7 protein-coding genes and 2 pseudogenes are annotated in these 11965 nt (G+C 44.8%); 7 read left to right on the forward strand and 2 right to left on the reverse strand.

Translation table 11 applies throughout. From position 1 onward, the window contains the following. The first annotated feature begins 39 nt into the window (after positions 1 to 39). The 7 genes and pseudogenes from L0J61_RS04905 to mmsB all read left to right on the forward strand — a co-directional run bounded on the left by L0J61_RS04905 (position 40) and on the right by mmsB (position 10282). Positions 40 to 1539, forward strand: a complete 1500-nt coding sequence (locus L0J61_RS04905) for a long-chain-fatty-acid--CoA ligase (protein ID WP_301465222.1) — start codon at positions 40 to 42, stop codon at positions 1537 to 1539. Between the two features lie 239 nt (positions 1540 to 1778). Continuing rightward, positions 1779 to 3800 (forward strand): propionate--CoA ligase, encoded by a 2022-nt coding sequence (locus L0J61_RS04910; protein WP_301465223.1) that lies wholly within the window; start codon positions 1779 to 1781, stop codon positions 3798 to 3800. Positions 3801 to 4074: 274 nt separating this feature from the next. Continuing rightward, on the forward strand, positions 4075 to 5559 hold the full coding sequence (locus L0J61_RS04915) for a CoA-acylating methylmalonate-semialdehyde dehydrogenase (protein ID WP_301465225.1): 1485 nt from the start codon (positions 4075 to 4077) through the stop codon (positions 5557 to 5559). A 246-nt stretch (positions 5560 to 5805) separates the two neighbouring features. Further along, a pseudogene (locus tag L0J61_RS04925) lies at positions 5806 to 6971 on the forward strand (acyl-CoA dehydrogenase family protein). An 80-nt stretch (positions 6972 to 7051) separates the two neighbouring features. Next, entirely contained in the window at positions 7052 to 7834 is a 783-nt protein-coding gene (locus L0J61_RS04930; RefSeq protein WP_301465228.1) for an enoyl-CoA hydratase, read from the forward strand. A gap of 154 nt (positions 7835 to 7988) precedes the next feature. Next, positions 7989 to 9254: an enoyl-CoA hydratase/isomerase family protein gene (locus L0J61_RS04935; protein WP_301465229.1), complete on the forward strand. Its 1266-nt coding sequence runs from the start codon at positions 7989 to 7991 to the stop codon at positions 9252 to 9254. A gap of 86 nt (positions 9255 to 9340) precedes the next feature. Further along, positions 9341 to 10282: a 3-hydroxyisobutyrate dehydrogenase gene (gene mmsB, locus L0J61_RS04940; protein ID WP_301465231.1), complete on the forward strand. Its 942-nt coding sequence runs from the start codon at positions 9341 to 9343 to the stop codon at positions 10280 to 10282. Positions 10283 to 10461: 179 nt separating this feature from the next. Here mmsB and L0J61_RS04945 read toward each other — a convergent pair whose 3' ends face one another. Together L0J61_RS04945 and L0J61_RS04950 are read right to left on the reverse strand one after the other, a co-directional pair. Continuing rightward, positions 10462 to 11220 carry an IclR family transcriptional regulator gene (locus L0J61_RS04945; RefSeq protein ID WP_301465232.1) on the reverse strand — a complete coding sequence of 253 codons (759 nt, stop codon included), beginning with the start codon at positions 11218 to 11220 and terminating at the stop codon, positions 10462 to 10464. A 32-nt stretch (positions 11221 to 11252) separates the two neighbouring features. Next, a pseudogene (locus L0J61_RS04950) lies at positions 11253 to 11942 on the reverse strand (IS1 family transposase). Positions 11943 to 11965 lie beyond the last annotated feature (23 nt).

An 11965-nucleotide genomic window follows, 5' to 3' on the forward strand; every position in this document is an offset into this window, starting at 1 on the left:
AGTATGAGCATTACCTAAGAAACCCCTACCTCTAAGGTAGTGGGTAGTTCATATCTCGAAGCGGGTGATATTGTCGCGGTTATGGATTGGGACAGCCATCGTTACCTCGAGTCTTATTTTGCTATACCGATGTCAGAGTATATTTTGCAAACCGTCAATATACGTCTGTCACCTGAAAAAATACTTTATACCATCAATCACGCAAAGCCCAAAGTGCTGATGCTCAACTCTGAGTTTGCGCCTTTAGTTAAAGACTATCAGTTTGAAAACTCTAGTATTGAGCATATTATATGGCTAGACGACGATGGGGTCAGTGCTGAAAACGTCTTTGGTAGTAACCAAAGCCGTGTAGCCGGTGAGTATGAGGCACTGCTAGAAGCAGCGGATAGTGACTTTGACTTTCCGGATTTTGATGAAAACACCATTGCGACAACTTTTTATACCTCCGGCACGACTGGCAATCCAAAAGGAGTGTTTTTCAGTCATCGTCAGCTAGTATTGCACTCGCTCGCAGAAGCAGCGACATTGGGTATGTTGCCAAACAAACAAGGCGTCAGCTATGGTGATGTGTATATGCCAATGACACCGATGTTCCATGTACATGCTTGGGGGTTCCCGTTCACTGCGACTATGGTGGGGCTAAAGCAAGTCTATCCAGGCCGTTATGCGCCAGATACTTTAGTGGATTTGATTCTCAATGAGAAAGTGAGCATTACTCATTGCGTACCGACGATTTTGCAGATGGTGCTCAAAGAAGCACAAGCACGCAATACCAGCTTTAATGGTTTAAAAATGATCATCGGTGGTTCGAGGCTGACGGAAGGCTTAGCAAAATCGGCGATTGCACAAGGTGTGGAAGTATATACTGGCTATGGTATGTCAGAGACAGCACCACTGATTAGCTTGACACAGTTTAGCATTGATGAGCCAGAAATGTCTGAAGAAGAGGATATTGCTCGCCGCTGTATGACGGGTAAGCCAGTACTGATGGTTGATGCACAGGTATGGGGTGAGGGTAACCAGCCTGTCGGTAAAGGTCAGGATAATACCGGAGAGCTGGTGTTGCGTGCGCCTTGGCTGACGCAAAGCTATCTAAAGGATGATGATGCTGGTAAGGAGCTGTGGGAAAATGGCTACATGCATACCCAAGACATTGCCTACATACGTCCTGATGGTTATATTGGTATCACTGACCGTCTAAAAGACGTGATCAAATCTGGTGGCGAATGGATTTCATCGTTGGAGATTGAGACGATTCTATCGTTGCATCCCTCGGTGGCTGATGTATCGGTGATTGGCATTCGTGACAAGCAATGGGGCGAGCGCCCATTGGCATTGATTGTGCTCAAGCCTGATCATCAAGATACCACCGCTGAAGACATACGTGCGATAGCTGAGCAAGCCGTCGAACGCGGTATCATCCCTAGTTATGGTGTGCCCAGTCAGTTTAAGTTTGTCGATGAATTGCCTAAAACATCGGTAGGCAAACATGATAAAAAACTGATGCGTGAGTTGCACGCCAATCAGACTGAGGTTTAGTTAACAAAAATTAAGCGTTATCGTTCGTTTGTAGCCTTTAACAGCGCAAGTGGATTATACGCTTAACAGTTGACCTTTATGGTTAGCTCTGTTACATTTTAAATCGATACGTATTGTATCGGTTTTTTAGTTTTGGCAAGGATGGCCAGCACGCTATTAAGATATCGTTTATCTGATCGTTTTTTACAGTGACTACAACCATATTGCCTCACATCTTGTTTACGCTAAGGACAGCTATTATGAGTGACTCAATCAAAGCCCCGCCATCTAATCAAGCAAACAATACACCCAAGTTTTCTGATATTTATCATGATTCGATTCATAATCGAGAGCAGTTTTGGGCTGAGCAATCAAAGCGCATCTATTGGCATAAAGAGCCAGAGCAAATACTGGATGATAGCAACCTGCCTTTTGCTAAATGGTATGTCGGTGGTGAAACCAATCTTTGTTATAACTGTGTCGATCGTCATCTGGCAGAACGTGCAGAGCAGGATGCTTTTATTTGGCTATCATCTGAGATTAACCAAGATCTGATCGAAACCTTTCCAGACGTCGTCGATGCGTTTGCAGACCTAGGGAACAACGTCGAACTATATGCCGACTATGCTAAGCGCCGTTTGACCTATAACGATTTGTACAAAGAAGTAAATTACTTTGCCGATGTATTGAAGCGTCACGGTATCGGTAAGGGTGACCGCGTCGTTATTTATATGCCGATGATCTTAGAAGCTGCCTATGCCATGCTGGCTTGTGCTCGTATTGGCGCAGTACATTCGGTGGTATTCGGTGGCTTTGCCGCGCACAACTTAGCCATTCGCATGGAAGACGCAGAAGCAAAAATGGTCATTACTGTGGATGCGGGTCTGCGTGGTGGCAAAGTGATTAATTATAAAAATCTCGTCAATCAAGGTGTCGAGCAGGCAGCCGTGAAGCCAGAGCACGTGTTGGTTGTCAATCGTGGTGTCTTACCTTATAGGCCAAAAGATATTGATGTCGATTATGCAACTCAGCGACGTATCAGTTGTGCAGCCAATGCTGTGGTTGAACCAGTTTGGTTAGAGTCCAACGCGCCGTCTTATTTGCTTTACACGTCGGGTACTACCGGCACACCAAAAGGCGTGCAACGTGATACAGGTGGTCATGCAGTATCGCTGACCACTTCGATGGACTATATATACGATGGCAAGCCGGGTGAAACTTTTTGGGCGATTTCGGATATTGGTTGGGCCGTTGGTCATTCCTATACCATTTATGCGCCACTGCTGGCTGGTATGACCAGTGTGATGTACGAAGGATTGCCACATCGACCGAATCCAGGTATTTGGTGGCGGATTGTCGAAGCAAACAAGGTCAATATTCTATTCACCGCACCGACTGGTGTACGTATGCTCAAAAAGCAAGACGAAACATGGATGACGCGCTACGATGTTTCAAGCGTCAAGTCTTTCTTCTTGGCAGGTGAACCACTCGACGAGTCGACTGCTAACTGGCTAACTAAGCACCTTGGCGTGCCAATTTTAGATCATTATTGGCAAACCGAATCTGGCTGGCCTATTCTTAGCAATACGCCTAAATTCGATCATAAGCCGCACAAACAAGGATCTCCTGGATATCCGATGTATGGCTATGACGCCCATGTTATTAATGAAGACACAGGTGAATCCTGTGCTGCTGGCGAAAAGGGGCTGCTAGCAATTAGAGCGCCATTGCCGCCTGGTTGTCTCTCTACCGTGTGGCAAAATGATGAGCGATTTATCAGCAGCTACTTTGGTATGTTTGATGGCAAGCAATACTCTACATCAGATTATGCGGTAGCCGATGAAGAAGGGTATTTTTATATCTTGGGACGGACCGATGATGTAATCAATGTCGCTGGTCATCGTATCGGTACGCAAGAGATTGAAGAGGCGATGAGTACCCATCCAGAGATGGCAGAGTGTGCGGTTGTAGGTATTGAAGATGAATTAAAAGGGGAGTTGCCGATTGCGTTTTGTGTCTTAAAAGATCATCAGCAAGTCGAAACAACCGAAAACCGTTTCCGAATCGAACAGCAAATCATCGGTGCAGTGGTTAAATCTCTCGGTGGTATCGCTCGACCTGCAGCGATTTACTTCCCTCAATCACTACCGAAGACCCGTTCTGGCAAAATTTTACGTCGTGCTATTCGGGCACTGGCTGAAGATAAGCCGACTGGTGATATGTCGACACTGGACAATCCTACGGCGATTGATGCTATTCAGCAGTCTATGAAGGATTATTAATCCGGCAGCGACTTTGTTGGTATAGGAAAGCTCATGAGTAATCATGGGCTTTTTTGTTTTTTTACAGAGGTAATTTGAGTATTTATACAAACTGATAATAAAAGTTTGATAAAGCGCTTGACCATAAAATTGTTTTATTGTTATAGTCAATAACGATACGAAATAAATCATTTTAAAAAGTGTTTGATTGATAAAAACCAATTGTCTTATATCTATTTCATGCAAAATAAGACACCGTTGCACGGCAGTCACGCACACAAGATAAGGATATCTTATGAATCACGTTCAACAGCTTATTAATGGCAAATTTGTGGACTCTACCACCAACGAATGGATTGATATCACCGATCCTGCTACTCAAGAGGTCATCGCCAAAGTCCCGCAAACCACTGATGATGAAATCAATCAAGCAGTCGCTGCCGCTCAGACCGCCTTTGAAACCTGGCGTAAAACACCAATCACCACTCGTGCGCGTATATTTTTAAAGTATCAATCATTGATACGTGAGCATATGGATGAGTTGGCAGAAGTTTTGACAGCAGAGCAAGGCAAGACGATCGCTGATGCTCGCGGTGACGTGTTTCGTGGTTTAGAAGTCGTTGAACATGCAGCAGGGATTGCCAACTTACAAATTGGTGATTTTGTTGAAAACGTAGCGTCAGGTGTGGATACTTATAGTATCTGGCAGCCACTAGGCGTTTGTGCAGGTATCACACCGTTTAATTTTCCAGCCATGATTCCGCTATGGATGTTCCCGATGGCGATTGCAACGGGCAATACCTTTGTCTTAAAACCCTCTGAACAAGATCCGATGGTAACCATGCGTTTGGTAGAGTTGGCTGTTGAAGCTGGCGTGCCTGAAGGCGTACTCAATGTGGTACATGGTGGCAAGGACACGGTAAACGCTATTTGCGATCATCCGGATATCAAAGCAGTGTCGTTTGTAGGTTCTACTGCTGTTGGCAAGCATGTGTATGAGCGTGCTAGCAAATCTGGAAAACGTGCCCAGTGTATGATGGGCGCTAAAAACCATGGGGTTATCCTGCCAGATGCCAATAAGGAGCAAACGCTCAATCAACTGGCGGGTGCGGCCTTTGGTGCAGCTGGTCAACGCTGTATGGCATTGTCAGTTGTGGTGCTCGTGGGTGCTGCTGGCGAGTGGGTTGATGAGATCAAAGCCAAAGCCGAGAGCTTGGTCGTGTCTGCTGGAAAAAACGATAAAGACTTAGGTCCATTGATTTCTCCAGCGGCAAAAGCCCGTGTTGAGCATTTGATTGGTACAGGTGTCGAAGAAGGTGCTAGTCTGTTACTTGATGGTCGCGATATCACAGTTGAAGGATTTGAAAAGGGCAACTTTGTAGGGCCGACCATCTTTGATAATGTCACAAGTGATATGCAAATTTATCAGCAAGAAATATTTGGTCCAGTACTCTGCATTATGCGTGCCGCCAGTCTGGATGAGGCCATCGAACTACTTAACGCCAATCCACATGGTAATGGCACGGCGATATTCACTCAGTCAGGCGCTGCAGCACATAAGTTCCAACAAGATGTGCAAGTCGGTCAAATCGGTATTAACTTGCCGATTCCTGTGCCATTACCGATGTTCTCATTCTCAGGGTCGCGTGCCAGTAAGCTAGGTGACCTAGGTCCTTATGGTAAGCAAGCGGTACAGTTTTATACGCAAACTAAGACAGTTACGGCCCGCTGGTTTGACGATGAAGCGAGCCGCAGCGTCAATACCACTATTTCAATGTAGTCGTTTTAATACCATTTATATGCTGTTTATATGTCGTTGATTATAGATTATAGACAGCATCTGGGTGTAGCATTAGTCGTGCTAACTGAGGTTTTTGCTAACGTATGGTCTTATGATTGTCGTTATGCCACTGTTATGCTTTGTTATATAGACCGTTATATAGACTGTATTAGATAGACAACGTTAGATAAACGATTTACTAAAACTGAACAACGATAGCTGCAATGCACGCACAAGGATGACCTTATGGATTTTTCATTGACCGAAGATCAAATTGCCTTTCGGGAAACTGCCAGACAATTTGCCCAAAAAGAACTAAAACCAAACGCGGCTGAATGGGACCGTACATCGCATTTTCCAGTAGATGTGATAAAAAAGTCAGGTGAGCTTGGCTTTTTAGGACTCTATACCAATCCTGAATATGATGGATTGGGATTACCACGCTTAGACTCTGCTATGGTATTTGAGGAGTTGGCATGGGGTGACACATCGATTGCCGCCTATATTAGTATTCATAACATGGCGAGCTGGATGATCGGTGAATATGGCAGCGAGGCGCTATGTAAGAAGTATGTCCCCAACATGGTGAGTGGTTAGGCAGTTATTGTCTGACAGAGCCCAACGCGGGATCTGATGCGGCTTCATTGCGTACTAAAGCGGACAAGCAAGCCGACAACCAAGGCGAGCATTATGTCTTAAATGGAGAAAAAACCTTTATCTCAGGGGCAGGTTCGACTGATGTCTTGTTGGTTATGGCACGGACAGGTGGTGCAGGACCAAAAGGTGTGTCAGCATTTGTCGTAGATGCAGATAGCGCCGGTATCGAATACGGTAAAAACGAACATAAGATGGGGTGGAAAGCCCAGCCAACGAGAACCATTAGTTTTAAAGATGTCAAAGTGCCGGCGGACAACTTAATCGGCGAAGAAGGTCAAGGTTTTAGTATTGCTATGAAAGGCTTAGACGGCGGTCGTATTAATATTGGGATTTGTGCGGTTGGTACCGCGCAGTCAGCTTTAGAAGCCGCGACCAACTATGTTCAAGAGCGTAGCCAGTTTGGGAGTCCGATTGCTAGTTTACAGTCGGTACAGTTTAAGCTTGCGGATATGCTGACGCAAGCCATTGCTTCTAGGCAAATGCTGTATCTAGCAGCTGACAAAGTTGACAATAATGACGGACAGGCTTCTACTTACTGTGCGATGGCAAAGCGTCTCTCTACTGATCTTTGCTTTGCAGTTGCTAATGAAGCCTTGCAGCTACATGGTGGTTACGGATATTTAAACGAATATCCACTCGAGCGCCATGTACGTGATTTACGGGTACATCAAATCCTAGAAGGGACCAATGAGATCATGCGGGTGATTGTCTCACGTCAGCTGTTGCAAGATGACGCATTGAGTAAGCTGCGCTAATATCGCGTTAATCGCGCTGCTTCACTCGTTACTGCTACCGAATACACCCTAACAAATTCAGATAAAATAAAGGATTATTTATGACGGATTATACCAATATCAAGCTGTCAATTGACGGTCATACCGCCACGCTGACATTGAACAACCCACCTGCACATACTTGGACGATGGAAAGCCTCTCGGTGCTCAAACAGTTGGTGACTGACTTGAATGCCAATGATGATGTTTATGCCTTGATTGTTCATGGCGATGGCGAAAAATTCTTTTCTGCAGGGGCAGATTTAAACAACTTTTCGGACGGTGATAAAGGTCGTGCGATTAGTATGGCTATCGCATTTGGTGAGGCGTTTGAAGCTTTATCTGCATACCGAGGTGTCAGTATCGCAGTTATCAACGGTTATGCGATGGGTGGTGGGCTTGAGTTTGCATTGGCCTGTGATATCCGTATCGCAGAGTCTCATGCACAGATGGCATTGCCAGAGACAGGTGTTGGCTTGTTGCCCTGTGCAGGTGGTACGCAGAACTTACCTTGGCTCGTCGGTGAAGGCTGGGCGAAGCGGATGATTTTATGTGGTGAACGTGTCGATGCAGATACGGCCTTGCGCATAGGACTGGTCGAAGAAGTTGCCGAAAAAGGGGCGGGGTTAGAAGTAGCAAACACGTTGGCGAAAAAAGTCGCTAAACAATCTCCCGTAGCTGTCAGTTATTCCAAGGCACTGATTCAAGCAGCGAGAGATACACCACCTGCACAAAACCTTATCCATGAACGGGAAGCCTTCGTTAAATTGTTTGACACCAAGGATCAGCGTGAAGGTGTGCAAGCATTCTTAGAAAAGCGCAAGCCCAATTGGCAAAATAAATAAACAGTGTTTAAGCAGCCTCGTGCTCACTGCCTTTAATGAGTTTTTGAGTTATGGCAGGGTATGCTTTATAAACCACTTCAATGCACCATTTTTGTAGATATCTTGATATAAAACTTTTGATACTTTTGATACTTTTGATATAGGTCACTTCATTATGACAGCAGCCAAGACAGATGACAGTAATAATCAACATCCGACAGGTGAAAGCCCACAAGATGCATCAGTATTATTTGATACCGAGCCGACCGATTGTGGTCACTCAATAGGCATCATGACGTTAAATACTCCTAAGTCTCTCAATGCGTTGAGCGTTGACATGTGTCAGTTGTTATCAAAGCAGCTAGAGCAATGGCAGGGTGATGAGCAAATAGTCGCATTGGTATTAAAGGGCGCAGGGGATAAAGCTTTTTGTGCTGGCGGTGATATTCGCAAACTATATGACAGTATGTCTACCAGTGCGCCGCTACCGAACCCTTATGCGACAGAGTTTTTCAGCCATGAGTACCGTCTTTACCGACAGATGCACTTCTACAAAAAACCTTTAATATTATGGGGTGATGGCATCATTATGGGTGGTGGCATGGGTTTGATGGCCGCTTGCAGCCATCGCATAGTCACTGAGCGCACCCGCTTTGCGATGCCAGAGGTCACTATTGGACTATTTCCAGATGCTTCTGGAAGTTGGTTCTTACAGCGTATGCCGGCTAAAACAGGATTGTTCTTAGGGCTAACGGGTGCTATGTGTAATGGTAGCGATGCACTATTTGCCAATCTTGCAGAATATGCTGCCGCCAGCAGTGATTATGACGCCATTATCCAGCGCTTAAAACAAAGTGATTGGCAAACGGCAGATAGTAGCAAAGATACATACCACCATGAGAGCGCTCACAGTATCGTAAACCGTGCGATGACAGTACAACCAGCGGGCGACGAGTTGCCCGCTAGCAAACTCGCCATCTATTGGCAGCTTATACAGCAGTTGATGAACAGTGGTGGTCTAGGTGACATTGATGCGCTGCTACAGAGTGATGAGGCGCTAACTGCACTAGATGCAGCGTTTGCCAACGATAGCTGGACGCAGCGAGCAGTGGCAACTTATCGGCATGGTTGCCCAACGACTGTCGCTTTGACTCATGCGCTATATCATAAAGTCACTGACTTATCGATAGAGCAGGTTCTGTATTTAGAAACCAATGTAGCGGTGCACTGTGCAGCCAATCCTGACTTTAAAGAAGGGGTACGAGCGCTGCTGATCGATAAAGATCGTAATCCAACATGGTCACGCTCGTTAGCAGATTGCCTAAGTGATGACGGGCAAACATATATAAACCAGCACTTTACGAACCCTTATGCCAAAGACGAGCATCCATTGGGTGACTGGTTGGACGGTGATGCATTAGCTAGCAGTGCTGTGCGCTAAGGCTCAGTGTCTGCTAATTGAATAACAATAGATAAAATAAACCCTATAAAACTGTATGAATAAGTAAATCATCAAGGAGCGATGAGATGAGTAAAAAGGATATGAGTACGATGGATAATGAGACTACAAAGCCAAATATTGCTTTTATTGGGCTTGGCAATATGGGGGCACCGATGGCAGAAAATCTGCTAAAAGCAGGTTATGCATTATCTGTTTATGATTTGTCCGAAGAGGCAACACAGCGATTACATAAGGCAGGTGCTCGGGTTTCAGATAGCCCTAACGACGCTGCAAATAACGCTCAAGTCGTGATCAGTATGTTGCCAGCCGGCCAGCATGTCCATGCGGTTTATCTAGGGAGTGATGGCACACACGGCTTACTTGCAGATCTACCAAAAGGCACATTAGTCATTGATAGTAGTACCATCGCGGCCGCAGATGCAGAACTGGTGGCAAAAACAGCAACCAAGCTTGGTATTAACTTCTTAGATGCACCCGTGTCTGGTGGGACGGGTGGTGCGATCGCAGGTAGTTTGACCTTTATTGTTGGCGGGGCTGCAGAGGCCTTTTCGAAAGCCGAACCAATACTCGCCGTGATGGGAAAAAATGTTTTCCATGCGGGTGCTAATGGTGCTGGACAGGTTGCGAAAATTTGCAATAACATGCTTTTAGGGATTTTGATGGCAGGGACAGCGGAAGCTATTAATCTGGGCGTAAAAAATGGCTTAGACCCTAAAGTACTGTCTGACATTATGCTGCAAAGTTCTGGTCGTAACTGGACTCTAGAAGTCTATAACCCGTATCCCAACGTACTAGAGAACGTTCCATCGAGTAATGGCTATAAAGGTGGGTTCATGAGCAAACTGATGCAAAAGGATCTCAATCTTGCGTTACAAACAGCTCAGGATACAGGTGTTGAGACCCCAATGGGTGCCAAAGCGACAGAACTGTATGAGTCGCATGTAGTAGAGCATGGCGATAGAGATTTCTCTAGTATCATGGGTCGTCATGATAGTTCGGTACTATAAAGCGACATGATAGCTGAGCGTTCTTCCGTTGATGATTCTATAATAGACTGAGAAACGTTAGACTAATAAACATTGAAAAAAGGTCTGCGCTATTGTTTAGTGCAGACCTTTTTTATGTAATATATTTTGTAGCCATTTTGACCTATTTAGATGACTATCGATTGAATTGAAGACACGTCCTAGTTTTGTAGCTGATATACCAAAGTTTGGATGTCTTCTGCCGCTTTTTGTAAACGTGGCACATGTGTCATGAGCTCATCCAATGACACCCGTATGGTTGGTGCGTGTAGGTATAAAGAAGCTAAGTAGCGGGACTTTTTGTCCAATATAGGTACTGCCACCGCCACCATTTCAGAGATGAACTCTTCATTGTCGACACCGACACCTGTCTCAGCGATTTGGTCAAGCTCTTTGTTAAGGGCGTCTATATCGGTAATGGTATTCTTGGTGAACTTATCGAGTGGTAGGCTATGCAGCACTTTATTACGGCTTGTGGGAGAGAGCTGGCTTAGGTACAGTTTGCCAGTCGCTGTACACCACATCGGTGATTTGGCGCCAACAGGTAGATATATTTGTAACGGCAGCAAGGTTTGAGCGCGGTTGGTATATAACATATCCATGTAGTGAGGAATGGCAATGCCGCAGGTCTCTTCAATTTCTTCGACCAGCTTTTGCAAAACCATTTGCCGTTCGCTAAAGAATTGACGCTGCTGCCAGAGCTCAACGCTTAGATTGCGCACGCGCTTACCAGGTATGATGCCACCACCGATATCAATGGTGACAAAGCCTTCGTCCACCAAATTTTGAATCAATCGATGAATGGTTGGTTTTGGAATGTCCAGTTCTTGAGATAACTCAAGTGGCGACAGCGGTTTAGAAGCATAGGATACCGCCTCTATAATTTCTAACACACGGGTAATAGATGAAACTTTAGGCATATAAATGGCTCAATAATAAAAAATAGGTATTGTTAAGTAGATATATCAATCTCACCATTGAGATATAAAAACAACAGTTTCAAAGAATACTCCATCATCTTAATGCTATTTTGAATAGCCCTTAGTTTTGCGTTTAAATCTTGCTAAATAATGACGTATTCTACTGTTATAGCCTTCGACAGTGAATGTCTGAGCCTTGCTTTGTATGTGTTGATTGCTGGGAATGACCTGAGCATAGCTCTTCCATTAATCGCTACAAAATAAACCTATATGACTTGGGTTTAACTTACTATAGAGTTGTTTAAACGTCGTTGTGTCTCGTTTCCCGCAAATAAAATCGATGAACCGTCGTTTATATCTATCAACAGCAGCCCATGTCCAAACGTAGTTTTTTTTGACTGAACATAACTGTGTATTTCATCAAGTTCCATGACAACAGTTGGTCTGTCACTTGCTGGTAAAGCAGTTTGTTCACCAAGTTTTTTAACCCAGTGGTAAACCGTCCCATAGCTGATACCCAGTATGCGACCAATAGCCCGAAACTCTAATCCTTCTAAGTACATGTGAATGGCAAGACGTTTAATGTCATCAGGTTTCTGAGTAGACTTTCTTTCTACGGTATAGTAGTAATGACAGTCTTTGCATTTGTAACGCTGTTTACCGTTTACTATGCCTGCTTTATGATAATTTTTGAGAGTGGCAACGGGTACAGTATCATAGATACATTTTGAGTCGATAATTTAAT

This window comes from Psychrobacter sp. (genome assembly GCF_030457785.1).
In the GTDB taxonomy this organism is placed as follows: Bacteria; Pseudomonadota; Gammaproteobacteria; order Pseudomonadales; family Moraxellaceae; genus Psychrobacter.